Below are 26,917 nucleotides of genomic sequence, written 5' to 3'. Positions count from 1 at the left end.
CGGCTCAGCGGTTGGACTTGATCTTGGTCCAGGACCGGGTCATCAGGCGCATGATCTTCGGGCTCTGGGTGGTGGAGATGTACAGCTTGTCGAGCACCTCCTGCGGCGGATAGATCTCGGGGTTGTTTACCAAGGCTGCATCCATGAAGGCCTTGGCATCCGGGTTGCCGTTGGCGTACCCGATCGTGTCGCTGACCTTGGCGATCACCTTGGGGTCCATCAGGTAGTTGATGAAGGCGAGCGCCTGTTCCGGGTTGTTGGCATCCTTGGGGATGGCCAGCAGGTCGAACCAGAGGTTGCTGCCTTCCTTGGGGATGCTGTAGGCGATTTTCACACCGTTCTTGGCCTCGGCGGCGCGGTGAGCGGCCTGGAACACATCGCCGGAGTAGCCGAAGGCGATGCAGATGTTGCCGTTGGCGAGGTCTGACACGTATTTGGAGGAGTGGAAGTAGGTAATGTACGGGCGCAGCGCCAGCAGGCGTGCTTCAGCCTTGGGGTAGTCGGCCGCGTTTTCGCTGCGCGGGTTCATGCCCAGGTAGTTGAGCATGGCCGGGAACAGTTCATCCGGGGAGTCCATGAACGCCACACCGCACTGCTTGAGCTTTTTCAGGTTCTCGGGCTCGAACAGTACCGCCCACGAATCGATACGGTCGATGCCCAGGGCGGCCTTGACCTTGTCGACGTTGTAGCCGATGCCGTTGGTGCCCCACAGGTAGGGCACGGCATAGCGGTTGCCGGGGTCGTTCTGTTCCAGCAGCTTCAGTAACTTGGGGTCTAGGTGCTGCCAGTTAGGCAGCTTGCTGCGGTCCAGCGGCATGAACGCGCCGGCCTGGGCCTGGCGGGCGAGGAAGTGGTTCGAGGGCACCACCACGTCATAGCCGGTGCGCCCGGCCAGCAGCTTGCCCTCCAGGGTTTCGTTGGAGTCGAATACGTCATACACCACCTTGATGCCGCTGCTGGCCTGGAAGTCGGCCAGGGTGGTGTCACCAATGTAGTCGGTCCAGTTGTACACGCTGACGCTGGATTCGGCGTGGCTGGTGGTGGCGAACAGCAGGGTGAGTGCAGCCGCCGTCAGGCTGTGCAGATGACGCATGGGAACACCTCGTTGGTCTTGTTGTTCGAAGTCGGTGTGGCGGGGCTGCGGCGCAGCCCCGTTGGCTCAGACGCTCAGCATCAGGAACTCGCGCTCCCATGAGCTGATGACGCGCTTGTAGTTTTCATGCTCGGCACGCTTGACCGCCACATACCCCTGGACGAACTGCTTGCCCAGGTACTGTTGCACGGTTTCGCAGTCCTCCATGTGCTGCAGGGCGTCTTCGATGGTGATCGGCAGGCGCAGGTTGCGCCGCTCGTAGGCACGGCCCTGCACCGGTGCGCTGGGGTCGATCTGTTCGACCATGCCCAGGTAGCCGCACAGCAGGCTGGCCGCGATGGCCAGGTAGGGGTTGGCGTCGGCGCCGGGCAGGCGGTTTTCCACGCGCATCGACTCGGGGCTGGAGGTGGGCACCCGCAGGCCTGCGGTGCGGTTTTCTTCACCCCACTCCACGTTCACCGGTGCCGAGGTGTCTGGCAGGAAGCGGCGGAACGAGTTGACGTTGGGTGCGAACATCGGCAGCAGTTTGGGGATGTACTTCTGCAAACCGCCAATATGGTGCAGGAACAACGTGCTCATGCTGCCGTCTTCGTTGGCGAAAATCGGCTTGCCCGTGGCGATGTCCACCACGCTCTGGTGCAGGTGCATGGCGCTGCCGGGCTCGTCGGTGATCGGCTTGGCCATGAAGGTGGCGGCCACGTTGTGCTTGAGCGCAGCTTCGCGCATGGTGCGCTTGAACACCGTGATCTGGTCAGCCAGGTCCAAGGCGTCGCCGTGGCGGAAGTTGATCTCCATCTGCGCCGGGCCGTCTTCATGGATCAAGGTGTCCAGGTCCAGGCCTTGCAGCTCGCACCAGTCGTAGACATCTTCGAACAGGGGGTCGAATTCGTTGGCGGCGTCGATGGAAAACGACTGGCGGCCACTTTCGGCGCGACCAGAACGGCCCAGCGGTACCTGCAACGGCAAGTCTGGGTCTTCGCAGCGCTTGGTCAGGTAGAACTCCATCTCCGGAGCGACGATCGGCTGCCAGCCTTTGTCGGCGTAGAGCTTGAGTACTTTCTTGAGCACGTTGCGCGGCGACAGCGCAATGGGGTTGCCCTGTTTGTCGAAGGTATCGTGAATCACGATCGCGGTGGGTTCGATGGCCCAGGGTATCTGGTAGACCGCGGTGGGGTCGGGGCGGCACACCATGTCGATGTCGGCCGCGTCCAGCAGGCTGTAGTAGATGTCGTCATCCACGTAGTCGCCGGTCACGGTCTGCAGCAGCACGCTCTCCGGCAGGCGCATGCCACGTTCATGCAGAAACTTGGCGGTCGGGGCGATCTTGCCGCGGGCGATGCCGGTCAGGTCGCTGATCACGCATTCGACTTCGGTGATGCGGTGTTCTTTCAGCCAGGCGGACAGCTGATCGAAAGGGGCGTTCATACAGACCTCTTGGTTGGGTTTCAGGCGGGTAGCAACGCAGGCAGGTGCTTCCCAGGTGACGCGCTGAGGGCTATCTTGGCGACTGATGACTGGGTGATCTATCCACTTTTACCACTTACCAATGCACCAAAAGAGTGCAGTCAGGATATTGCGTGACAACCGCCAATGCGATGCAGGTTCAGGCGTTTCACACCACCGACGTCACTGAGCAAGTGCGTGCCACCCCTGGCTGGCAGCAGCAATACCGGCAGATGTCCCCGGGGCTTTTCAATGGTGAGCTGCGCAGCCTGGGCCTCGATGGCGTGCAGGTGTACGAGGAGCGCCTCAATACCCGGGTGGAGCAGTTTTTCCGTGCGCCGCCGGGTTCCCTCACGTTCTGTTTCGACCGCAGCGATGACAGCCTGTACCTGCTGAACGAGCACAGCCGCAACATCTGGATCACGCCAGAGAACTACCAGGAGGTGGCAGTGGTGTTCGACCAGGCCTTCCTGGCGCAGCAGGGGCTGCACCCATCGCGGCTGGACGGCCTGTACATGATGCCACTGGGCAGCAGGCAGAACGCGTTGTTCGGCAGTTGGCTCAGTGCCACATTGCGGCAACTGGCCGAAGCGGGCTGCCCGCACCAGGGCCAGGCCCTGGCGCCGCAATTGCTGGAGGACTGCCTGTTCATTCTGGACAACGCCTGCCAGCGCCTGCAGGGCGCGGCCCTGGGCCGGCGTGACGAGGCGCGGGCGATCATGCGTTCGGTCAGTGAATGGGCAGCCGATTGCCCTGAAGAAACGCTCAACCTGGTGGAGCTGGCAGACGTGGCCGGGGTGTCGCTGCGTCAGTTGCAACAGGCGTTCCGCGCATTTACCGGTATGCCACCTGCACAATGGTTGCGCTTGCGCCGGCTCAATGGCGCCAGGCGCGACCTGCTGCGTGACAGTGGCGTCACGGTGGCAGAGGTCGCCATGCGCTGGTCGTTTTGGCATTTAGGAAGATTTTCAGAGAGTTACAGGCAGTTGTTCAAGGAGTTTCCAAGCGAAACGTTGAAGCGGGTGAGGGTGGGGATGGCCTGACATTGGCCTGCATTCCCCCCTGAAAATTGCTATGGTGCCGCCCTGATCAACCCGAGGTGCCGATGTTCTATCTGCCTTTGTCCGGCGAACAGGCTGACCGCCTCGCCAACGACACCCCTGCCCACTTCCTGGCCACGGCCTCGCTGCTTCAGGCTGCGGCTGCCGTGTTCGTGCAGAACCTGCCGCGCCAGCCGGCTACTGCCACAGCAGACGCACAAGAGCGCAGGTTTGCCGAGGTGGTGCGTATCGCCAGCCAGGTCGAGGCCGCCGCACCTGGGCGTTTTCAAGGCCAGGTGCAGCAGCAGTTCGACCGCGAGGCGTTTGCCATGGGCCTGGGCATGCTGGGCGAGAACGGCATCGCCCTGCTGGCGGACGATGTGCCCTGCAACGCCGATGAACTGCTCGATGAGCAGGGTGAGTGGCGGTTCCAGTTCGCCGACCTGTATCGCCAGCGTGTGACACCGCTGCACCCCGTGTACCTGCCAGCCCTGGCCAGCGACCTGATGCTCAGTGACCAACAAAACCGGCTGTTGCGCGAGTTCCTCAGTGGCGTCGACGAATCGGTCGCCGTGCAGGGCTTCGCCGGTACCGGCAAGACCTTCCTGATCCATCAGTTCGCCCGCCTGCTCGACCCCAAGCGCACCCTGCTGCTGGCCTTGACCGAAGGCCAGTTGCGCGCATTGCAGGCACGGGTGAAGGATGCCGCCGCGTACACCGCGCTCACCTTCGGGCAACTGGCCGACGAGCTACTCAACCGCGACCTCACCAGCAATGGCTTCCGCCTGCGTGACGCCTACCGCACCAAACGGTCCTGGCGCCCCCAGGAGGCTCAGGTGGTGCGTTGGTTGGGGATTCCCGACATCGGCCCGCTGGCAGCCCGCGACGTGGTTGCGCTGTGCATACGGGCGGTACGCTCCTTCTGTTACAGCGCCGACAGCCAGCTGCAACTGCAGCACCTGCCCTGGGCCGGGGCGGGCACCACGCCTCTGGACCAGGAAGTGCTGCTGGAAAAGGCCCGCCTGTACTGGCAAGAGCTGATTCGCCCATCGGCGCGGGACATCCAGCTGCCCCTACGCGACTACCACCGGATCAAGTTGTTGTCGCTCACTGGCTACATGATTGATTCACGCTACACCCACGTTATCGTCGATGAGGCCCACGAGCTGTCCGCGCCCATGCTGGCTGTGCTCGACCGCACTCCGCAGTCGGTCATCGCGCTGGGCGACGAGTTGCAGAACCTCAATGGCCTCAGCCCGCACCATGGCGGTTTCATCCGCCAGCGCTACATCGATCATTCGCTGCGTGCGGGCCCCGCCATGGACAACGTGCTCAACCCGCTGATACAGGCGCACCCGGCGTCCATCCAGGCCGCGTTCAGCGGCAGTGCCGAGCACTACACCCGCGTCAGCTTCTTTGACACCGTGACGGTACCGGAGCAGCCCACCGCCTTGATCGTCGATGACGAATGGGGGCTGTTCGGCTGGTTCCAGCGCCTGACCCACCAGGGCGTGCCCTTTGTGCTGCTGCCAAGTGCGCGCAAGGATTTCGAACTGTTCGTCGAAGACTGCATCGAGCTGTACCGCCATGGCACACGCCCGCGCCACCCCATGCTGTTCCGCTATGCCAGCTGGCAGGCACTGGCCCAGGACAAGGGCGACGACAAGGCGTTCATCGCGGTGCACAACATGCTGGGCAAAGGCTACACGCCAGCGCATTTCGCCAAGGCCAAAAGCCGTTACCGCTGGGACAAGGCGCCCACGTTGTTCCTGGGCCGGGTGCGGGATGTGAAAAACAGGGAGTTCGCCCGGGTGATGGTGTCGCCGGAGCTGATGGTGCCCCCGCAGGTGGCGGGTAATCGCCATGAGCGGGCACGCATGCTGGCGGGGTTGTACACCGCCTGCTCGCGCGCCCGGCACGAGCTCATCGTGCCAGGTGGGATGCTGGACTGGGTCAAGGACCAGGTTCGCGATTGAGCCTCAGGGGCTGTGCCACAGCCCCTGAGGGAAGGGTCAGTTGCGGTCTAGCCAAACGGTTTGGGCGTTGGTGAACTCACGCACGCCGAAGTGTGACAGCTCACGGCCAAACCCGCTTTTCTTCACCCCGCCGAAGGCCACGCGGGGGTCGGACGCGCAGTAGCCGTTGATGAACACTGCGCCGGTATCCAGGGCCGTGGTCATGCGCTCCGCCAAGGCGTAGTCGGCGGTATAGATGGTCGAAGCCAGGCCAAAATCGCTGTCGTTGGCCAGCTCCACCGCATGTTCCGCATCGCGGGCCGTGATAATGGCGGCCACCGGCCCGAACAGCTCCTGCTTGAAGGCAGTCATGTCCCGGGTGACGTCGCCCAGTACCGTGGGCGCATAGACGTTGGCAACGCCTTCTACCTTGCTGCCGCCCAGCAACAGCGTGGCGCCCTCCGCCAAGGTAGCCTGTACCTGGCCGTCCAGCTCATCACGCAGGTCGTAGCGGGCCATCGGCCCGACGTAGGTGTCGTCCTGCAGCGGGTTACCGACCTTGAGTGCGCGGGTAGCCTCCACGAACTTGCGGGTGAAGGCATCGGCGATGCCCTGTTCCACGATCAGGCGCTTGGCAGCTGCGCACACCTGGCCGGTGTTCTGGTAGCGGCCGATCACGGCGGCCTGCACGGCAGCATCCAGGTCGGCATCGGCCAGCACGATGAACGGGTCGGAACCGCCCAGCTCCAGCACGCACTTCTTCAAGGCAGCACCGGCTTGTGCGCCGATGGCCATGCCGGCACGCACGCTGCCAGTCAGGGTGACCGCGGCGATACGCGGGTCGTTGATAGCGCGGGTAACACCGTCCGGGGTCACGTTCAGCACCTCGAACACGCCATCGGGCAGGCCAGCATCCTTGAACAACTTGCCCAGCAGGTAGGCGCTGCCCATCACGTTCGGGGCGTGCTTGAGGGCATAGGTGTTGCCGGCCAGAATGGCTGGCACGGCGCCGCGCAGCACCTGCCAGATAGGGAAGTTCCAGGGCATCACAGCCAGGATCGGCCCCAGCGGGCGATACTCTATACGGGCCTTCTCAACTTGGGTCGGTTCCGGGGCCAACATGGCCGGGCCGTGCTCGGCGTACCAGCGGCACAGGCCGACGCACTTGGCCACCTCGCCACGGGCCTGGGTGATCGGCTTGCCGATCTCACGGCTGATCATCTGGGCGAAGGTTTCTGCCTGGCGTTCCAGTGCGTCACCCAGCGCCAACAGGTATTCGCTGCGCTCTGCCAGCGATACCTGGCGCCAGTGCGCATAACCCACCTTGGCACGTTGCAGCGCCGCTTCCAGTGCGGCGTCGTTGTCGAACGGGTAGGCACCGATCTGCTCGCCGGTGAACGGGTCGAGGGAGATGGCGTGGGTCTGGCTGCTGATCGCACTCATGGCAAGGATCTCTCGCTGTTATTAGGCAGTGGAGCCAGACTAGCGGGCTAGGGGTTTAATGAAAACTGAATAATAATGAGCGAAACATTCACGTTTGGAGAATGCAGTGGACCTCGTGCAACTGGAAATTTTCAAGGCTGTGGCGGAGCAGGGCAGCATCAGCGCTGCCGCCCAGCACATTCACCGTGTGCCGTCCAACCTCACCACACGTATTAAGCAGTTGGAAGAAGACCTGGGCGTTGACTTGTTCATTCGGGAAAAAAGCCGCCTGCGGCTGTCACCCGCTGGCTGGAACTTCCTTGAGTACACCCGCCGCATTCTCGACCTAGTGCACGAAGCCCGTGCTGCGGTAGCGGGTGAAGACCCTCAGGGCACGTTTGCCCTGGGTTCGCTGGAAAGCACTGCAGCGGTACGTATCCCAGCGCTGCTGGCCGCTTATAACCAGCGCTACCCCAAGGTGGACCTGGACCTGTCCACCGGGCCCTCGGGCACCATGCTCGAGGGGGTGCTGTCGGGGCGGCTGGTGGCTGCATTTGTCGATGGCCCCATACTGCACCCCACGCTCGAGGGGATGCCGGTGTTCGAAGAGCAAATGGTGATCATCTCGCCACTCAACCACCCACCGGTCACCCGGGCCCAGGATGTGAATGGCGAAAGCATCTACGCCTTTCGCGCCAACTGCTCCTACCGGCACCACTTCGAGAACTGGTTTGTGCAGGACCAGGCGGTGCCAGGCAAGATCCACGAGATGGAGTCCTACCACGGCATGCTGGCGTGCGTCAGTGCAGGCGCAGGGTTGGCCATGATGCCGCGCACCATGCTGGACAACATGCCCGGGTGCAGCACCGTGAGCGCATGGCCCATGTGTGAAGACTTCCGCTACCTCAAAACGTGGCTGGTGTGGCGGCGGGGCACCGTGTCGCAGAGCCTGAGCGCATTTGTGAAATTGCTTGAGGAAAGTAGTACAACCAGCTGATATGAATGAATTATTTTTCAAACATCAGGTATGGTGGCTTGGCCACTCGTTCCTCAGGGAAGTTTTTTGGCGTCAATGATGGCATTTTCCTTTCTTCTTCCTGAACAAGTGGACAATAATCAGGAAAGTATTACTTGTTGTGACCAAAAAAAGCTTAAGGGTCACCCCATATTTCGAGGGGCCAAAGCCCCCGTTTGCCGTGTACACCATCAGGAGATGTCGTCGATGAAAACCCGTATTGCAGCGTCGCTCGCCGCCGCTTTGCTTGCGTTTGCGGGGGCCAACCTGGCCCAGGCCGCGCAGATTTCCGGCGCTGTAGGCGCGACCAGCCAAGGCGACATGACCTACCGCATCGGCTTGTCCTTCGACTGGGACAAGAAGTGGCTAGAGAGCAGTGTCGGCCACCTGACCGGCTACTGGGATGCCGGCTACACCTACTGGGAGGGCGGTGACGCCAGCGGCGCGCACTCCCTGTCGTTCGCCCCGGTATTCACCTATGAATTCAGCGGCTTCACCTACACCCCTTACATCGAGGCGGGCATCGGCATCGCGGCCTTCTCCAAGACCAACGTGGGTGACCAACACCTGGGTTCGTCGTTCAACTTCGAAGACCGCATCGGCCTGGGCCTGAAACTGCCGTCGGAGCAGAAGGTCGGCATCCGTGCCATTCACTACTCCAACGCCGGCATCAAGCAACCCAACGACGGCATCGAGTCGTACTCGCTGTTTTACAGCAAGGGCTTCTGATAGCAGCAGGCCTGTGGGTGGGCTCGCTGCCCACAGGCCTGGCGCACCTTAGAACGTGTAGGAAACCCCCGCCTGCAACGTACGCGGTGCACCCGGGTACACGTAGCTGTTGAATGAGCCTTCGTCGTAGCCTTTGTTGAACACGTTCTTCAAGTCCAGGTTCACACGTACGTGTTCGTTGACCTTGTAGAAGCTCAGCAAGTCGACCACGTTGTAGCGCTCCATGGTGTACGTGGTTGCGGCAGTCTGCCCGGCGCGGTCATCCACATATTTCACACCCACACCCAGCCCCAGGCCCTTGGCCACGCCGTCCTGGAATTCGTAGGTGTTCAGCAGGCTGAAGGTGTTGCGCGGAATGTTGGCCAGTCGCGTGCCCGAGGGCAGGGTGGTGTCCTTGGTGACCTCGGCATCCACATAGGAATAGCCGCCGATTATCCGCCATTCGGGGGTCAGGTTGCCGGCCACGTTGATATCCAGGCCACGGCTGCGGACCTCACCGGCCGCTACCTTGAAGGTGCCCGTCGGGTCGTTGGGGTCGTTGGCCAGCACATTTTCCTTGACGATATGGTAGATCGCAGCGTCGACGCTGAGCTGCCGATCCAGCGCTTCCCACTTCACGCCCAGCTCGTAGGACTTGCCTTTTTCCGGGTCGAAGCCACTGCCGCCACTGGCAGGGGTGCCGGTGTTGGGTTTGAACGAACGCGCCGTGTTGGCATACACCGCCACAGTGTCAGTCAGGTCGTAGAGCAGGCCCAGACGGGGTGTGACGCCATTTTCGCCCTTGCTGAAATCGCGGTTGGTCGGCAGCTTGTCGTCGTAGTCATGCTCGAAGCGCTCGAAGCGTACGCCGGCCAGGGCCTTCAGGCGGTCGGTGAGGGCAACCTGGTCCTGGATGAAGAACGCCCAGGTCTGCAGGTTTTCCTTGTCCCAGGTGGTGGTGCGGGTGAGCGCGGGGCGTGGCTGGCCCAGCACGGGGTGGTAGATATCGATCGGGTAGGTGCCATCTTTTGCCGACGAGCGCTGGATGATCGAGTTGTAGTCGTAATTTTCGTACTCCACGCCGGTGAGCAGCGTGTGGCTGAACGTGCCGGTGTCGAAGTGCCCGGTCAGGTTCAATTGCCAGTCGCGGTCGGTCCACTCCAGCTTGCGGTAGTTGAAGTTGCGCTGCAGGGTATGGCCGTCGGCGGGCGCCTTGTTGGCCTCTACCGCGTTGCCCTTCAGGCTGCCGTCCAGAAACTGGAAACCACCGGCCAGGGTCCAGTTGTCGTTGAGCAAGTGCTCGAAGCGGACCTGGGCCATGTTGTTGTCGTTGTGCAGCAGGTTGTCGCTGCCTTTTTCCCAGATGTAGGTGTCACGCGAGGCGCTGCGCGTCTGCGTGGCGTATCGGGTGAGGCCACGGTCCAGCGGGTGGTTGTTGCGCATGAAGTCGCCTTCGAAGACGATCTTGGTGCTGTCGTTCACCTGCCAGCTGAGCACCGGGGCCACGTCGTAGCGCTCGCTCTGCACATCGTCGCGAAAGCTTTCACCCCCTTCACCCAGCACGTTCAGGCGGTAGGCCAGGGCGCCGTCCTGAGTCAGTGGCCCAGTGGCGTCCAGCGTGGCGCGGTGCATGCCCTGGTCATCCACCTGGGTGCCCAGGGTTACTTTCGGATCTGCCAGCGGCTGCTTGCTGACCACATTGAAGGTACCGCCAGGGTCGCCACGGCCATACAGGCTGCTTGCCGGGCCGCGGATTACCTCCAGGCGCTCGACGGTGTTGGCGTCTGGCGCGTTGGGGTAGCCGCGGTTGATCGGGAACCCGTTGCGATAGAACTCGCCGGTGGTAAAGCCGCGAACGGTAAAGGTGGTAAGGCCCTGGCCACCAAAATTGTTGGCCCGGCCGACACCGCCGGCGTAGTCCAGGCCATCTTGCAGGCGGGTGGCACCGGTGTCCTGCAGCACATCCTTGGGCACCACGCTTAGCGACTGGGGCGTGTCGTGCAAGGCGGTGTCGGTGCGGGTGGCGCTGGCTGAGCGGCTGGCCTTGTAGCCGTCCACCGGGCCATCAGCCCGCTCGCTGTCGGCGCTACCGGTGATGCTCAAGGCCTGGAGTTCGACCTGGGCCGCGTCACCCGGGGCACCCGGTGCGGCAAAAGCCAGGGGGGAAATAGCATGAAGAACACAAAGCGAAACGAACGTGCGACGCATCGACAGTACGGTCCTGAAAGAGGGCAGTGAAGTGGAAGTTATAACTGCGCCGCGAAAGTACTACGAATCATTATCAAATGCATTATTTAGTTACACGATGCCGCTTTCAGGTTAGGAGGCCCCGGCCATCCACTTGGCCAGGCCATGTCGGCCACTCACACCGAGCTTGGCGGTGGCGCGCTTGAGGTAGGTCTCCACCGAGCTGTTCTTCACATTCAGGCGCTGGGCCATTTCTGGAACGGTGCCCCCGGTGAGCAGGCCCAGGCACACTTCCTGTTCCCGCACCGACAGCCTCACCGCTTCCTTGCTCAAGCGCTCGGCAAAGGCCTGGCGCAGCGCAGTGGGTTCCGAATCGTTCGGTGCGCTACCAGGAGGGCGAATACTGTGGTCCAGTAACTGGCCGTGGTGTTCCACCAAGGGCAGCAAGGTTTCGCACAGGTTCTTGAGCTGTGACAGGTCGCCGAGGGAGAAGGCCGGCTGGCTGGGCTGCCGGTGAAAGCTGATGACCCAGCGCTTGCTCCCGCTGCAGGACACCACATGGCACTGGTGGCTGTTGTGCTGCTGGCAACTGCCGTGAGAAGCCTTGAACTCGATCAGCAGCGGGTCGTGCATCTGCCGGATGCGTTGCAGCAGCGGCTGACGCAAGCAGCGGCCACTGTGCTGCACAGGATCCAGCCCGGCGCTGCCCAGTACCTGGATAGTGCTGGGCTCGGCCTGGGGCAGGTCGAGTGTCCATTCACTGAGCTCCAGCCAATGCACGAACACCTGGGCCTGCACCAGCCGCAGCATCTGCCCGGCAAAGCCTGCGCCACCGGTGCCGGCGATGAGTTCGCCCAACTGCAGGTACAGTTGCGGGTCGGGGCGGTGTTCGCGGGGGCTGCTCAGCATCATGTCTGTTTTCCTGTAGCCAAAGGTGTGCGGCAGGTGCGCGCTCAGGCGTTCCTCGACGTTGGGGCGGATGTGTGGTTGGCACCTATTCAAGCCCGCCAGGGCCTGGGCGTCTGTAATGGGAATCGGGGACAGAAAATGCCATGGTCTGCCGCTGATGAAAGGCCGGGCCGAGCGTGCGGCGACCTGTGAGGTTGCAAGATGCCAGCATTTTGACGTCAGAACTGCGACGGTTGCGACCGGATCGCGACGCATACGGTATGCCGTGCGCCATCACACGCGCAGGGTTATAGCCAATGTCCTACACAACATTAAGCCAACGGCTGCAACTGGCGGGATGTCCGGGTTTAACAGGCCATACAGCGCGCAGGGCCAGTGGTTGAATCGGCGGATGATCAATCAGAAGGACCTGCCGAATCATGCCCGTCGCCGACACTTTCGACCTGACCGTTGCCCAGCAGGACATCTGGCTGGACCAGCTCAGCCACGGGCCTTCGCCGCTGTATAACATTGGCGCCTACCTGCATGTGCACGGCCCGGTGGACCAGGCACGGCTGGAGCAGGCCATTGCGCACTTGGCGCGGCTGCACGATGGGCTGCGGGCTGCGCTGGTCACCGACCAGGGCATCGCGCGCCAGTGCTTTGCCGGCGCCACGCCTGTGCGCTTTGCAGTGGATGACGTGCAGGCCAGGCAAGACCCGCTACAGGCAGCACGCGCCCTGCTACAGGGCTGGATGCAAACGCCTTTCGAACTGAGCACAGCGCCTCTATGGGGGGTGATGCTGGTGCGCATCGACGAGCATCAACACCTGTTGGCGCTCAAGGCTCACCACCTGGTGCTGGACGGCTGGGGTGTCGATCAATGGTTCAAGCAGCTTGCCCACCTGTACCGGCAGCTTGAACTGGGCCAGCCCCTACCGGGCAGCGCACCGTCCTACACAACCTTCATCGAAGACGATGCCCGCTATCAGGCCTCTGCGCGCCACGCCAAGGACCGTGCCTACTGGCTGGCCCGGTATGCAAGCCTACCCGACCCGCTGTTGCAACCCCGCCAACAACCTGAGCACGCCCCCTCGCCGAGTGGCGCGCTGGAACTGGCGTTTGCCCCAAGCCTGCTGGCACGCATGCGCGGGCTGGCCGCGCCGCTGAACGCCTCGCCATTCCACGTATTGCTGGCCGCGCTGCACGTGTGTGTGAGCCGCACTTGGCAACGCGATGAATGGGTGGTGGGCTTACCTGTGCGCAACCGCAGCAATGCACAGTTCAAGGCCACGCTTGGGCTGTTCACGCAAGTGAGTGCATTGCGCATGGGCTTCGGTCGCGCGTTGGCGTTTGCGCCGTTGGTCCAGGGCATTGCCGAGGCGCTGAAACAGGACTTTCGCCATCAACGCTACGCCCTTAGCGCGTTGCAGCGCGAACTGGCAGTTCAACCTGGCGGGCGAGCACGGCTGTTCGAAGTGCTGGTGTCGTTTGAGGAGGACACCAACGCCCTGTGCATCGGTGACACCGCCAGCCATACCGTGATGATCAGCAACGGCCATGAACCTGCACCGCTGAGTATTCACCTGCGCTGCAACACCCACACCGGCGCAGCGCGCCTGCACCTGGTACATGACCGCGCATGGCTGGCGGACGACGAAGTGCAGGCCCTGGCGGCGCGTCTGCTGCATGTGCTGGAGCAAGGCCTGGCCCAGCCGCAGCTGGCGGTGGCTGCGTTCGAGGTGCTGACCGAGGCAGATCAACACAGCCTGCGGCACTGGAACGACACGGGGCGCACGCTGGCCACAGGCGACGCGGCGTTGATCCAGCGGCGCATCGAGTGGCAGGCCAATACCCGCCCGCACACCATTGCTGCGCGCTTCGGTGAACACCAACTGAGCTATGGCGAACTGGACCGCCGGGCGACCTTGCTGGCCCAGCACCTGGCAAGCCTGGGCGTCACCCCCGAGCAGCGGGTGGCGGTGGTAGGCCAGCGCGGGCTGGACACCTTGGCCGGGCTGCTGGCGGTGCTCAAAAGCGGGGCTGCTTACGTACCGATTGATGCCACTCACCCCACAGAGCGCATTGCCTACCTGCTGCGCGACAGCGCGCCGCAGGTGGTGCTGACCCTGTCGCGCTTCAGTGAGCGCCTGCCTGCCCATGGCCGGCCGCAGATCGAGTTGGACCGGTTTGCATGGCAGGGCCAGCCCGCCGCCGGCTTCAGGTTCCTGCCGCAGTCACCCGAGCACCTGGCCTACGTCATTTATACCTCCGGCTCGACCGGGCAACCCAAAGGCGTGATGGTGGAGCAACGCATGCTGGCCAACCTGGTGGATTGGCATTGCAGCCGCTTCGACCTCGGCCCAGGTCGCCATCAGTCCAGCGTCGCCGGCTTTGGCTTCGACGCCATGGCCTGGGAAACCTGGCCGGCACTGTGCTGCGGGGCGACCTTGCACCTGGCGCCTGTGCGCGACGGCGCCGAAGACATCGATGCATTGCTGGCCTGGTGGCGTGCCCAGCCACTGGACGTTAGTTTTCTGCCAACCCCTGTGGCCGAGCACGCCTTTGCCCAAGGCCACCAGCACCCGACCTTGCGCACCTTGCTGGTGGGGGGCGACCGCTTGCGCCGCCTTGGCCGAGAGCGCGGCTACCAGGTGATCAACAACTACGGCCCCACCGAAACCACGGTGGTGGCGACGTCGGGCCTGGTAGTACCCGGCGGCCCGTTGCACATTGGCGGCCCGGTAGCCAACACCCGGCTGTACGTGCTGGATGCGCAGCGCAACCTGCTGCCGGTTGGCGCGGCTGGTGAGTTGTACATCGGTGGCGAAGGCGTTGCCCGTGGCTACCTGAACCAGCCGCAGATGACCGCCGAGCACTTTCTGCACGACCCGTTCAGCCCGCAGCCGGGGGCGCGTATGTACCGCACCGGCGACTGGGTGCGCTGGCAGCCAGATGGCGCATTGCAGTACCTGGGGCGCAACGACGACCAGGTGAAGATCCGCGGGGTACGGGTAGAGTTGGCCGAAATCGAGGCGGCGCTGTGCAGCCACACAGCAGTGGGCGAAGCAGTAGTCATGCTGCGTGACGGGCAGTTGCAGGCCTGGTTCATGGCAGACCAGGCGGTCGCGCCCCGCGAACTGCATGATTACCTGCGTGACCGCCTGCCCGTCGCGTTGCTACCGGCGGCCTACGTACGCGTTGCTCGCTGGCCGTTGACGGCCAACGGCAAGCTGGACCGGCGCGCCTTGCCGGCAGCAGACGAAGCCGCCAGCGTACGGCGTGAACATGAGCCGCCGCAGGGCGAGGTTGAGTGCTGCCTGGCACAGTTATGGGCCGAGCTGTTGCAGGTTGAACGTGTGGGCCGGCGTGACCACTTCTTCGAGCTGGGCGGCCACTCGCTGCTTGCGGTGCAATTGATCGAACGCATGCGTCAGCAAGGCCTGCAAGCCGATGTGCAGGTGCTCTTTGGCCAATCCACCCTGGCCGCGCTGGCGGCCAGCGCTCGCCCCATCGACACCGTGGCCACGCCGGCGCCCGCCGTACCCCCGGGGTGCCAGCGCATTACCCCGTCGATGTTGCCGCTCACCTCCCTGGGCCAGGCCACCATCGACCACATCGTGGGCACCGTGCCGGGCGGCGCCGCCAATGTGCAGGAAATCTACCCCCTGGCGCCCTTGCAGCAGGGGCTGCTGTACCACCATGTGACCGATGTGCGGGACCCGTACCAGCAGCAGGCGCTGTTTGCCTTCACCACGGCCGAGCAGTTGCAGGCGTTCGCCGAGGCGCTGCAGCAGATCATCGATCGCCACGACATCCTGCGCACCAGCCTTGTCTGGGAAGGCCTGCAGGCACCCCAGCAGGTCGTGTGGCGATCCGCTCGCTTGCCGGTGCAGCATTGGCACGGACCGGCTGAACGGTTGCGCAGCCACTTTGACCCACAGCTACAGCCGTTGTCGTTGCTGGCAGCGCCCATGCTGGCCCTGGTGTATACCGAGGATGCCGCGCAAGGCCGTTGGCTAGGCCTGCTGCGCTTCCATCACCTGGTCAACGACGCGGTTTCGCTCCAGGTGCTGCTGGGCGAACTGCGGGCCTGCATGGCCGGGCAGGCGCAACAGTTACCAGCGCCGGTGCCCTACCGCGACTACGTGGCCGTCAGCACCCGCCCCGAGCGCCAGGCCGCCCATGAGGCGTTTTTCCGCAAGCAGCTAGCCGAGCGCCAGCCGCAGCCACCTTTGCAAGGGTGGGGCGGGGCAACGCTGGACGAACAGGACGTGGAAAGCCGCACCCTCGACCTGCAGCCTGAACTGATCGCTGGGCTGCGCCTGCAATCCCGTAGGCACGGTGCCAGCCTCGCCAGCCTGCTGCACCTGGCCTGGGCCCAGGTGCTGGGTAGCCTCGGCGGCCGCGACCAGGTGGTGCTCGGCACCGTGTTGCTGGGGCGCAGCATGGCCGGGCCCGGCGCCGACCGTGCCATGGGCATGTTCATCAACAGCCTGCCGCTGTGCGTCCAGCTGGCCGACCGCTCGCCCCAGCAGGCGCTGAGCGATACCCACGCGGGGTTAGCGGCGTTGCTTGCCCATGAAGATGCACCGTTGATCCTCGCCCAGCAATGCAGTGGCCAGCCCGCGGGCACGCCGCTGTTCGACAGCCTGGTGAACTACCGCCAGGGCGGCGTGGGCTTTGGCCAGGTGCTGCCCGGGGTGGAACTGGTGGAGGCCAGCGAAGTGCACAGCCACGGTTTGGTACTGACCGTGGATGACCTTGGCGATGCGTTGCAACTGGCCGTGCGGGCGCCCTGCGCCCTGGGTGCACAGCGGGTACTGGGCTTTCTGCTCGAGGCCTTGGGCCAGCTCAACCACGCCCTGGCGTCCCAGAACACCGCCGGGCTGCACACGCTGTGCCCGATCCCGGAGGGCGAACTGCAACTGCTGCTGCACGGTTTCAATGACAGCGAGGACCGCAGTAGCCCGTATGGCCAGACACTGCCTGCATTGTTCGAGGCACAGGTCCAGCGCACCCCCGATGGCATCGCCGTACAGGACGAGCAAGGCAGCCTGAGCTACCAAGGTCTGAATGAACAGGCCAACCGGCTGGCCCATCATCTGATCGCATTGGGTGTGGGCCCGGACCGCCGGGTGGCGGTGTGTATAGAGCGTGGCATCTGCCTGATGGTGGCCTTGCTCGGGGTGATGAAGGCGGGCGGCGCCTACGTGCCGCTGGACCCGGAATACCCTGAAGAGCGCCTGCGCTTCATGCTGCAGGACAGTGAACCGCTGGTTGTGCTGGTACAGGGCGCTACCCATGGCTTGTTCAGCAACGTGCCGTGCCCCGTGCTCGACCTGGACACTGATGGCTGGCAAGCCAGCGCAGTCGGCAACCCGCAGGTGGGGGGCCTGGGGCCCAGGCACTTGGCCTATGTGATGTACACCTCAGGCTCGACCGGCATACCCAAGGGCGTGATGATCGAACACCGCGGCCTGTGCAACCTCATGCACTGGGGCTCGCACATTCGCCCACCACGGCCGGGTGACGCGTTGCTGCAAAGGGCGCCGTGCACCTTCGACGGCTCGGTGTGGGAACTGTTCTGGCCGCTCACCGCCGGGTTGCGCCTGGTACTGGCCCGCCCGGATGGCCATCGTGACCCGGCTTACCTGGTAGCGCTGGTGCAGGCCCGGCGGGTGACGGTGGTCAAGTTCGTACCCGCGTTGCTGCACCCGTTTCTGGAACAGCCCGGCGTGGAGCGTTGCACCAGCCTGACCGACATTTTCTGTGGCGGCGGCGACCTGACCGTGGCCTTGCTGCGCAGCGTGCGCCAACGCCTGCCCAAGGTGCGGGTGCACAACGTGTACGGCCCCACCGAGGCAACGGTGGACAGCACCGCTTGGACCTTGCAGCCCCACGAACCCGTACCCGAGCAGGCGCCGCCGATCGGCAGGGCGATTGCCAATACCCGTTTGTACGTGCTCGATCAACATGATCGCCCGGTGCCGGTGGGGGCGGTGGGGCAGCTGCACATTGGCGGGGTTGGCGTGGCGCGCGGCTACCTGGGGCTGGCGCAGTTGCAGGCCGAGCGCTTCATCGCCAGCCCGTTCGTCGACGGCGACCGGCTGTACCGCACGGGTGACCTAGTGCGCTACCGGGCCGATGGCCAGCTGGATTTCATCGGGCGCAATGATTTCCAGGTCAAGTTGCGTGGCTTGCGCGTGGAGCTGGGTGAAATCGAAGCCTCCCTGGCGGCCCACCCCGCGGTGGACCAGGCGGTGGTGCTGATGCGCGACGAGCGCCTGGTGGCGTATTTCACCTGCCGCCCCGGTACGTCGGCACCCGCCCTGGCAGTACTGCGCAGCCACCTGCTGGGGTGCATGCCCGAGTACATGGTGCCCCAGGCGTTCGTGGCGTTGGCGCACCTGCCACTGAGTGCCAACGGCAAGCTGGACCGCGCTGCATTGCCAGAACCGGATGCACACGCGGTGATCAGCCGCGCCTACCACGCGCCGCAGGGGGAGGTGGAAGCAGCGCTTGCAGCGATCTGGGCCGAGGTGCTGAAAATCGAGCAGGTCGGCCGGGATGACAACTTCTTCGAGTTGGGCGGGCACTCACTGCTGGCGGTCGGCCTGGTCGCACGCATGCGCCAGGCCGGCCTGCACGTCGATGCCAGGACCTTGTTCAGCCAACCTACCTTGTCGGGCCTGGCAGCCAGCACCCGGCCGGAGCAGGAGCAGACCGTGATCCCGGCGACCACCATCCCCAGCCTGGGCAAGCGCAGGCGCCTGTGACATCTGCTTAGGCAAACCAGGCGATCGCGCGCGTCTGTCACAGGCGTTACTGGCCCGAAACAAACGTAGGAGCGAGCGCAGCTCGCGATGCGCCGCGCGGGCGGCGCTCGATCTTACAAGCGCCGCACCCGTCACGACGCACACCTCTCAGCGCACACCTCTCAGCGCCCATCCCATCAGGCATATCCCCCTTGTCCCCGCTTCCCATGTCAGACCGCCCAGTCCCGATCCATTAGCGTGTCGGCCACTACCCATTCCAGGCAAAGCAGGATGCTTACCGATGCACTTCAGCGAACTGATGGCTGCTCTTTCCACCCGTGCAATCCGACTCCAGCGTGAAGACCAGGACCTGATCGTCCTGGGCGACGACGAAACCCTGGACGACCAGCTGTGGGAGGCGCTGTCGCGGCACAAGCCGGCGTTGCTGGAGATGCTTGCGTCACAGGATGACGACTGGCTCAGCCCGGCCTTGCGCATCACCCCCGACATGCTGCCGCTGGTCACGCTGGAGCAATCGGCCATCGACCGCATCGTCGACAGTGTGCCGGGCGGTGCTGCCAATGTGCAGGACATCTACCCGCTGGCTCCCCTGCAGCAGGGCATGCTGTACCACTACCTGTCTGCCACCGATGGCGACCCCTACCTGTCACAGGTGCAACTGCGCTTTGCCAGCAAGGCCCACCTGGACGCATTCGCCCACGCCCTGCAGTGGGTCATCCAGCGCCACGACATACTGCGCACCGCGCTGCACTGGGAATACCTGGACGCGCCCGTCCAGGTGGTATGGCGCGAAGCCGCGCTGGTGCGCGAAGCGTTGCCGCTGAAGGGGCCCGATGCCCTGGCAAGCCTGTGCGAGCGCTTCAACCCGCGCCGTTATAGCCTCGACCTGCGCCAGGCGCCCTTGATGCAACTGGCCCATGCCCAGGGTGAAGGTGAGCAATGGGTTGGCCTGCTGATGTTCCATCACGTGATCATGGACCACACCGCGCTGGACATCGTACGCCGGGAAATCCAGGCCCACCTGGCGGGGGCCGAGGCCCAGCTAGCGCCCCCCATGCCATTTCGCAACGTGCTGGCGGCTTCGCGCCAGGCGCTGGATGAGCAGGCTCATGCCGGGTTCTTCGAAGCCATGCTGGGTGATATCGACGAGCCCACCCTTGCATTCGGCGTGCAGGCCAGGACCGACCAGCCTCTGCAGCAGGCGCGCCTGACCCTGCCAGCCACCTTGGCGCAACGCCTGCGCAGCCAGGCCCGGCAGTTGGGTGTCAGCCCTGCCAGCGTGCTGCACCTGGGCTTTGCCCGACTGGTTGGCCAGCTGTCTGGCCGCCAGGCCGTGGTGTTCGGTAGCGTCCTGCTCGGGCGCATGACCACCGGCGAGGGCGGCGAGCAAGCGCTGGGCATGTTCATCAATACCCTGCCATTGCGCATCGACCTGGGGGCACTGGGCGTGCGCGACGGGCTGCTGGCTACCCATAAGCGTCTGTGCGGCCTGCTGGCCCATGAACAGGCCTCGCTGGCACTGGCCCAGCGTTGCAGCGGCGTGCCCGCACCGGCCCCGCTGTTCAACAGCATGCTCAACTATCGCCACAGCGACGCCGGTGATGCTGACGAGATCATCCCCGTAGCGCCAGGCATCGACATCGTCGGCGCCGAGGAACGTACCGACTACCCGCTGACCGTTAGCGTGGATGACCTGGGCGAAGACCTGCGCCTGACCGTGCAGAGCCTGCCCGAGTGGGGCGCGCACCGTCTGTGCGGGCAGTTCCAGCAGGTACTGACCAGCCTGGTGGACGCCCTGGAGCAGGCGCCAGATGCACAACTGCAGTGCCTGCCGGTACTGCCGCACGGCGAGCGTGAGCAGGTGTTGCGCCGGTTCAACGACACGGTCAGCGTGTATCCCCAGGGCAATACGGTGCACGCGCTGGTCGAGGCCCGCGCAGCCCAGGTGCCGGCCGCCCTGGCGGTGGTGCAGGGCGAACATGCGCTTACCTACGCGCAGCTCAACCAGCAGGCCAACCAGCTGGCCCACCGCTTGATGGCGTTGGGTGTAACCGTTGGTGACCGTGTCGCCCTGTGCCTGCCGCGCAATTGCAACAGGCTGGTCGGCGTACTGGGTGTACTCAAGGCCGGCGCTGCCTACGTGCCGGTAGACCCCGGCTACCCTGCCGACCGCATCGCCTACCTGCTGGCAGACAGCGCGCCGGCGTGGGTGCTGGCGGAGTCCAAACTGGCAGGCCTGCCGGCAGATGTGCCGCGCCTGAACATGGACCACGCCGACACCTACGCGGCCAACGTGGCCAACCCACAGGTGCCCGGGCTGGACGCCCAGCAACTGGCTTACCTGGTGTACACCTCAGGCTCCACCGGCCAACCCAAGGGCGTAATGATCGAACATCAGGCCCTGGCCAACCTGGTGCATTGGCATTGCCAGGCATTCGCCGTAGGCGCAGGCGCCCAGGTCTCGAGCGTTGCCGGTTTCGGCTTCGATGCCTTTGCCTGGGAAGCCTGGCCGGCCCTGTGTGCCGGCGCCACCTTGCACCTGCCGCCGGCGCACATCGGCAACGAGCACGTGGAAGAACTGCTCGACTGGTGGCTGCAGCAACCCCTTACCGTCAGCTTTCTGCCCACTCCCGTGGCCGAGCAGGCGCTTGGCCGCGAGCAGCAGCACGCCACCTTGCGCACCCTGCTGGTAGGCGGTGACCGGCTGCGCCAGTTCGACCGCGACCCAGGCTTTGCCCTGGTCAACAACTACGGCCCAACCGAGGTCACCGTGGTGGCTACCTCCGGCCAGGTGCAACCAGGCGGCGCGCTGCATATGGGTACGCCCATCGCCAACACCCGTGCCTACGTGCTGGACACTGGCCTGCAACCGGTGCCCGTTGGGGTGGTGGGCGAGCTGTACCTGGGCGGTGCCCAGGTCGCGCGTGGCTACTTCAACCGCCAGGCCCTGACGCAGGAGCGGTTCATGGCCGACCCGTTCAGCGAACAGGCCAACGCACGTCTATACCGCACGGGCGACCTGGTACGCTGGAACGCGGACGGCACGCTGGACTACGTGGGCCGCAATGACGACCAGGTCAAGGTCCGTGGCGTGCGCGTCGAGCTGGGCGAAATTGAAGCAACCTTGAATGCGCAACCCGGCGTGAGCCAGGCTGTGGTGCTGGTGCGCGACGGGCGCCTGCTGGCCTGGTACACCCAGGCACAACCGCTTGACCCTGCGCTGCTACGCGACGCCTTGCAGGCCAGCCTGCCTGGGCACATGGTGCCGCAGGCCTTTATCGGCCTGGACGAACTGCCGCTGACCAGCCATGGCAAACTCGACCGCCGGGCGCTGCCAGACCCTTACACAACAAGCCTGGCCAGTGCCGCCTTCACCGCGCCGCTTACCCCAACCGAAGTCGCGATGGCTCAGGCATGGGCCCAGGTGCTGGGCGTGGAACGGGTAGGGCGGCATGACAATTTCTTCGAGCTGGGCGGCCACTCGCTGCTGGCTGTAACCCTGGTCGAACGCCTGCGCCGTGCAGGCATGGCCATAGACGTGCGTGTGCTGTTTGCCCAGCCCACCGTGGCAGCGCTGGCGGCAGTGGTGGGGGCAAGCCAGGAAGCCCAGGTGCCGCCCAACCGCGTACCCGAGCACGCCACCCACATCACCCCGGACATGCTCAGCCTGATCCAGCTGGACCAGGCGGCCATCGACCGCATCGTCACCGTTGTGCCCGGTGGTGCCAGCAACGTGCAGGAAATCTACCCCCTGGCGCCGTTGCAACAGGGTGTGCTGTACCACCACCTGAGCGCCGAGCAGGGCGACCCCTACCTGCTGCAGACCCGCCTGGCCTTCGACAGCATCGAGCGCCTGCTGGCCTGGGCCGGCGCCCTGCAACAGGTCATCGACCGCCATGACATCCTGCGTACCGCCGTGCTCAGCCAGGGGCTGCCGCAGCCGGTACAGGTGGTGTGGCGCAAGGCTGAGCTGAGCGTGCGCGAAGTGACGGACCTGCCCCACCAGCTCGGCATGGCCCGTATCGAGCAACTGCACGCCCGCTTCGACGCGCGCCACCACCGCCTGGACCTGGCCCAGGCGCCCCTGGCCCGCTTGTATTACGCCCTGGACCCAGACAATCACCAGGTGGTCGCGGTGCTGCTGTTCCACCACCTGGCCCTGGACCACACCGCCATGGACGTGGTCACCCACGAGATGCGGGCGCTGCTGTTCGGCCAGGGGCAGACCTTGCCGCCACCCGTGCCTTACCGCAACTACGTGGCCCAGGCCTGCCTGGGCGACCAACAGGCCCATGAAACCTTCTTCGACGCCATGCTCAACGATGTGAGCGAGCCGACCCTGCCGCTGGGGTATGCCGACGTGCAGGGCGACGGCGGCGGAATCGAGCACGCGGCATTGGCACTGGACGCTGCCTTGGCCGTTGACGTGCGCAGCCAGGCCCGGCGCCTGGGTGTCAGCGCTGCAAGCCTGATGCACCTGGCCTGGGCACGGGTGCTGGGCGTGCTGGCCAACCGCAGCGATGTGGTGTTCGGCACGGTGCTGATGGGTCGCCTGCAGGGCGGCGAGGGCGCCGACCGGGCACTGGGCATGTTCATCAACACCTTGCCCCTGCGCATCGACACCACGCTGGGTGCAAGCAGCGGGGTACTGGCCACGCACCGCAACCTGTCGGCGCTGCTGGCCCACGAACATGCGCCCCTGGCGCTGGCCCAGCGCTGCAGTGGGGTGGCGGCAGGGGTGCCTTTGTTCAGTGCGCTGCTCAACTACCGGCACAGCAGCGACGCTGGCGCGGCGTCGGAGGGTTTGTGGGAGGGCGTGCGCCTGTTGGGCGGTGAGGAGCGCAGCAACTACCCGCTCACCCTCAGCGTCAACGACCTTGGCACCGGGTTCACCTTCAACGTGCTGGCCGTGCCTGGCATTGGTGCGCAGCGGGTGGCCAACTGGATGGTCACCGCGGTGCAACAGTTGGTGCGTGCGCTCGCACAGCAGCCGCTGGCGCGCGTCGATGGCTTGTCGATCCTCGATGACGACGCCCGCCGCCAGGTGCTGGGCGCGTTCAATGCCACCGCGCAGCTGTACCCACAGGGCCAGACCGTGCATGGCCTGGTCGAAGCCCGCGCCGTGGCCACCCCGGAGGCCACGGCGGTGTGCCAGGGCGATGAGGTACTGACGTATGGCGAGCTCAACCAGCGTGCCAACCAGCTGGCCCACCGCCTGATTGCGGACGGTGTGCGCTGTGGCGACCGCGTCGCTTTGTGCCTGAACCGCACCGTGGAGCGCATCGTTGCCCTGCTGGCCGTGCTCAAGGCCGGCGCCGCCTATGTGCCGGTCGACCCGGCCTACCCGCCAGCGCGTATCGCCTACCTGCTGGCCGACAGCGCACCGGTGCTGGTGCTCACCCAGTCGGGCATCGGCGGCCTGCCTGCCCAATTGCCGCGCCTGGACCTGGACAACCCCGATACCCGCTTCAGCCGCGCCGATAACCCGCAGGTGCCCGACCAGACTCCGCGCTCATTGGCTTACCTGGTCTACACCTCGGGCTCCACGGGCCAACCCAAGGGCGTGATGATCGAACACCACGCCCTGGCCAACCTGGTGCACTGGCACTGCCAGGCGTTTGCCGTGCAGGCCGGCACCCGCACGTCCAGCGTGGCCGGTTTTGGTTTCGACGCCATGGCCTGGGAGGTGTGGCCAGCCCTGTGTGCAGGTGCCACGCTGCACCTGCCGCCTGCCTACCTGGCCAACGAGCACGTCGAGGCCTTGCTGGACTGGTGGCTCGAACAACCGCTCACCGTCAGCTTCCTGCCCACCCCGGTGGCCGAACACGCGCTGCGCCGGCCACGCCAGCATGCCACCTTGCGCACCCTGCTGGTGGGCGGTGACCGCCTGCGGCATTTCGACCGCGACCCAGGGTTTGCCGTGGTCAACAACTACGGCCCCACCGAAACCACGGTGGTGGCCACCTCGGGCACCCTGCTGCCAGGGGGCGCGCTGCATATCGGCCAGCCCATCGCCAATACCCGGGTCTACGTGCTGGACGAACAGCGTCAGCCGGTACCGGTTGGCGTCACTGGCGAGCTGTACATCGGCGGCAGCCAGGTAGCTCGTGGTTATTTCAACCGCCCCGAGCTGACCGAGGAGCGCTTCCTGGCAGACCCCTTCAGTCGCCTGCCAGGGGCGCGCATGTACCGCTCCGGCGACCTGGTGCGCTGGAACCCCGACGGTACCCTGGACTACCTGGGCCGCAACGATGACCAGGTGAAAGTGCGCGGCATGCGCGTGGAGCTGGGCGAGATCGAAGCCGCGCTCAAGGCGCAGCCGGGCATCAAGGATGCCGTGGTGCTGGTGCGTGGCGAGCGCCTGTTGGGCTGGTTCACGGAAACCGCACCCGTGGCCGTAGAGCACCTGCGCCTGGCCTTGCAGGCTTGCCTGCCGGGCCATCTGCTGCCGCAGGCACTGATGCGGCTGGGCACGCTGCCGCTGACCAGCCATGGCAAGCTCGACCGCGCGGCCTTGCCCGAGCCACAAGCAGGCGACCTGGCCCAACAGGGCTATGAGGCGCCGCTTGGGCCAACAGAAACAGCCATGGCCCAGGTATGGGCGCAGGTGCTGGGCGTAGAGCGGGTAGGGCGGCACGACAACTTCTTCGAGCTGGGCGGCCACTCGCTGCTGGCCGTCAGCCTGATCGAGCGCCTGCGCGAGGCCGGTTTGCCCACCGATGTGCGGGTGCTGTTTGGCCAGCCGACCGTGGCCGCACTGGCGGCCGAGCTGGGCGGCGCGCGGCAGGTGGTCATCCCCGAACCGGGCATCCCTGCAGGCTGTACCCAGATCACCGGCCACATGCTGGCGCTGCTGGAGCTGGACCAGGCAAGTATCGACCGCATCGTCGGCGCGATCCCCGGTGGTGCTTCCAACGTGCAGGACATCTACCCCCTGGCGCCGCTGCAGGAAGGCATCCTCTATCACCACCTGAGCGCGGCCGACGAAGACCCCTACCTGCTGCAATGGCGCATCACCTTCGACAGCCTGCCAAGGTTGCAGGCCTTTGCCGGCGCCCTGGACCAGGTGATCGCCCGCCATGACGTGCTGCGCACCGCGGTGCTGTGGGATGGCCTGGCGCAGCCTGTGCAGGTGGTGCTGCGCAAGGCGCGCAGCGTCGTAGTGCAGGTCGATTCGCTCGATGACGCAGGCCGCCTGCCGTTCGACCTGGCGGCAGCACCCTTGATCCGCCTGTTGCATCAGGCAGGTGAGGGGGCCGTTGAGGCGATGCTGCAATTCCACCATATCGTGCTCGATCACACCGCGATGAAGGTGGTCTTGCAGGAGATCCGCGACCACCTGCAAGGCACCGTGCCCGCCCAGGCCCCGGTGCCCTACCGCAACTACGTGGCCCAGGCCCGCCTGGGCATCAGCGAGGCGGAGCACGAAGCGTTCTTCCGCGCCGAGCTGGCCGATATCGACGAGCCCACCCTGCCTTACGGGCTGGCCGGCGTGCACAACGGCGCCAGCGAGTTCCACCTGGCCCAGGCGGCGCTGCTGCCTGAGCAGTACCAGCGCTTGCGCCACCTGGCCCGCCAACTGGGGGTGAGCGCCGCGAGCCTGGTACACCTGGCCTGGGCGCGCTGGGTGGCAGCCACCAGCGGCAAGGCTGACGTAGTGCTTGGCACCGTGCTGCTGGGGCGCCTGCAAGGCGGCGAAGGTGCCGGCCGCGCCTTGGGCATGTTCATCAACACCTTGCCGTTGCGCCTGAACCTGGACGGCGTGAGTGTGCAGGCCGGCGTGCAACTGGCCCATCAGCGCCTTGCCGGCCTGCTGAGGCACGAGCACGCCCCCTTGGCCCTGGCCCAGCGCTGCAGCGCCGTGGCGGCGCCCACGCCCCTGTTTGGCGCGCTGCTCAACTACCGCCATGGCGCCAACGCCGAAGAGCGCCAGGCATGGGACCAAGCCCTTGCCGGGGTGGCTGTGCACGCTGCCGCCGGGCACGGCCACTACCCCATCAGTGTCAACGCCGATGACCTGGGCGACGGCCTGCGCATTACCGCACAGGTGTGTGAGCCGGTGCAGGCCGGGCAGGTCTGCGAGCAATTGCTGCAGGTGCTGGCAGGCCTGCTCGACGCGCTCGAACAGCAGCCTTCGCTGCCCGTGCAACAGCTGCCGTTGCTGGATGCGCAGGCGCGTGCGCCGTTGCTCGGCAACCACGCCGCGTACCCACATGACCTGGAGCAGACGCTGCATGGCCTGTTCGAGGCCCAGGTGCGCAGCACACCAAACGCCATCGCCGTGGTGGAGGGTAACCAACAGCTCACCTACAGCCAGCTCGACGGGCGCGCGAATACCCTGGCCCATCACCTGATCGCCCTGGGTGTGCAGCCGGATGACCGCGTGG

11 protein-coding genes (1 of these 11 cut by a window edge) are annotated in these 26,917 nt (G+C 65.3%); 6 read left to right on the top strand and 5 right to left on the bottom strand.

What is annotated here, in order from left to right; genetic code table 11:
* Positions 1-4: 4 nt before the first annotated feature.
* Both IAE33_RS15495 and IAE33_RS15490 read right to left on the bottom strand, forming a co-directional pair.
* On the bottom strand, positions 5-1,093 hold the full coding sequence (locus IAE33_RS15495; RefSeq protein ID WP_201164157.1) for a polyamine ABC transporter substrate-binding protein: 1,089 nt from the start codon (positions 1,091-1,093) through the stop codon (positions 5-7).
* Between the two features lie 66 nt (positions 1,094-1,159).
* Positions 1,160-2,518 (bottom strand): glutamine synthetase family protein, encoded by a 1,359-nt coding sequence (locus tag IAE33_RS15490; RefSeq protein ID WP_201164156.1) that lies wholly within the window; start codon positions 2,516-2,518, stop codon positions 1,160-1,162.
* Between the two features lie 152 nt (positions 2,519-2,670).
* On the opposite strand from IAE33_RS15490, the gene IAE33_RS15485 reads away from it, so the two are divergent.
* Both IAE33_RS15485 and IAE33_RS15480 read left to right on the top strand, forming a co-directional pair.
* Positions 2,671-3,579, top strand: a complete 909-nt coding sequence (locus IAE33_RS15485; protein WP_201164155.1) for a helix-turn-helix domain-containing protein — start codon at positions 2,671-2,673, stop codon at positions 3,577-3,579.
* A gap of 62 nt (positions 3,580-3,641) precedes the next feature.
* Positions 3,642-5,552: an AAA family ATPase gene (locus tag IAE33_RS15480; RefSeq protein WP_201164154.1), complete on the top strand. Its 1,911-nt coding sequence runs from the start codon at positions 3,642-3,644 to the stop codon at positions 5,550-5,552.
* 36 nt (positions 5,553-5,588) lie between these two features.
* On the opposite strand, the gene IAE33_RS15475 is transcribed toward IAE33_RS15480, so the two are convergent.
* Positions 5,589-6,974: an aldehyde dehydrogenase family protein gene (locus IAE33_RS15475; RefSeq protein WP_201164153.1), complete on the bottom strand. Its 1,386-nt coding sequence runs from the start codon at positions 6,972-6,974 to the stop codon at positions 5,589-5,591.
* 106 nt (positions 6,975-7,080) lie between these two features.
* On the opposite strand from IAE33_RS15475, the gene ptrR reads away from it, so the two are divergent.
* Together ptrR and IAE33_RS15465 are read left to right on the top strand one after the other, a co-directional pair.
* Entirely contained in the window at positions 7,081-7,950 is an 870-nt protein-coding gene (ptrR, locus tag IAE33_RS15470; protein WP_201164152.1) for a putrescine utilization regulator PtrR, read from the top strand.
* Positions 7,951-8,175: 225 nt separating this feature from the next.
* Positions 8,176-8,697, top strand: a complete 522-nt coding sequence (locus tag IAE33_RS15465) for an acyloxyacyl hydrolase (protein WP_028634057.1) — start codon at positions 8,176-8,178, stop codon at positions 8,695-8,697.
* A gap of 48 nt (positions 8,698-8,745) precedes the next feature.
* Here the strand turns inward: IAE33_RS15465 and IAE33_RS15460 are convergent, their stop codons facing one another.
* Positions 8,746-10,884 (bottom strand): TonB-dependent siderophore receptor, encoded by a 2,139-nt coding sequence (locus tag IAE33_RS15460; protein ID WP_201164151.1) that lies wholly within the window; start codon positions 10,882-10,884, stop codon positions 8,746-8,748.
* A gap of 111 nt (positions 10,885-10,995) precedes the next feature.
* On the bottom strand, positions 10,996-11,775 hold the full coding sequence (locus IAE33_RS15455; protein ID WP_201164150.1) for a helix-turn-helix transcriptional regulator: 780 nt from the start codon (positions 11,773-11,775) through the stop codon (positions 10,996-10,998).
* A 416-nt stretch (positions 11,776-12,191) separates the two neighbouring features.
* On the opposite strand from IAE33_RS15455, the gene IAE33_RS15450 reads away from it, so the two are divergent.
* Entirely contained in the window at positions 12,192-18,530 is a 6,339-nt protein-coding gene (locus tag IAE33_RS15450; protein WP_201164149.1) for a non-ribosomal peptide synthetase, read from the top strand.
* A 280-nt stretch (positions 18,531-18,810) separates the two neighbouring features.
* Positions 18,811-26,917, top strand: partial view of a non-ribosomal peptide synthase/polyketide synthase gene (locus IAE33_RS15445; RefSeq protein ID WP_201164148.1) — the start only. The gene runs 14,231 nt beyond the window's last position; 8,107 of the gene's 22,338 nt are visible here — the first part of the coding sequence; the start codon lies at positions 18,811-18,813; the stop codon falls past the right edge of the window.

The organism is Pseudomonas sp. S60, from assembly GCF_016647865.1.
GTDB lineage: Bacteria > Pseudomonadota > Gammaproteobacteria > Pseudomonadales > Pseudomonadaceae > Aquipseudomonas > Aquipseudomonas parafulva.
This window is presented reverse-complemented; position numbering and strand designations above follow the sequence as displayed.

What these genes read in the sequence shown, in the direction of transcription:
- IAE33_RS15480 (WP_201164154.1), top strand. Translation starts at nt 3,642, where the DNA reads ATGTTCTATCTGCCTTTGTCCGGCGAACAGGCTGACCGCCTCGCCAAC.
- IAE33_RS15465 (WP_028634057.1), top strand. Translation starts at nt 8,176, where the DNA reads ATGAAAACCCGTATTGCAGCGTCGCTCGCCGCCGCTTTGCTTGCGTTT.
- IAE33_RS15490 (WP_201164156.1), bottom strand. Translation starts at nt 2,518, where the DNA reads ATGAACGCCCCTTTCGATCAGCTGTCCGCCTGGCTGAAAGAACACCGC.
- IAE33_RS15475 (WP_201164153.1), bottom strand. Translation starts at nt 6,974, where the DNA reads ATGAGTGCGATCAGCAGCCAGACCCACGCCATCTCCCTCGACCCGTTC.
- IAE33_RS15495 (WP_201164157.1), bottom strand. Translation starts at nt 1,093, where the DNA reads ATGCGTCATCTGCACAGCCTGACGGCGGCTGCACTCACCCTGCTGTTC.
- IAE33_RS15455 (WP_201164150.1), bottom strand. Translation starts at nt 11,775, where the DNA reads ATGATGCTGAGCAGCCCCCGCGAACACCGCCCCGACCCGCAACTGTAC.
- IAE33_RS15450 (WP_201164149.1), top strand. Translation starts at nt 12,192, where the DNA reads ATGCCCGTCGCCGACACTTTCGACCTGACCGTTGCCCAGCAGGACATC.
- IAE33_RS15460 (WP_201164151.1), bottom strand. Translation starts at nt 10,884, where the DNA reads ATGCGTCGCACGTTCGTTTCGCTTTGTGTTCTTCATGCTATTTCCCCC.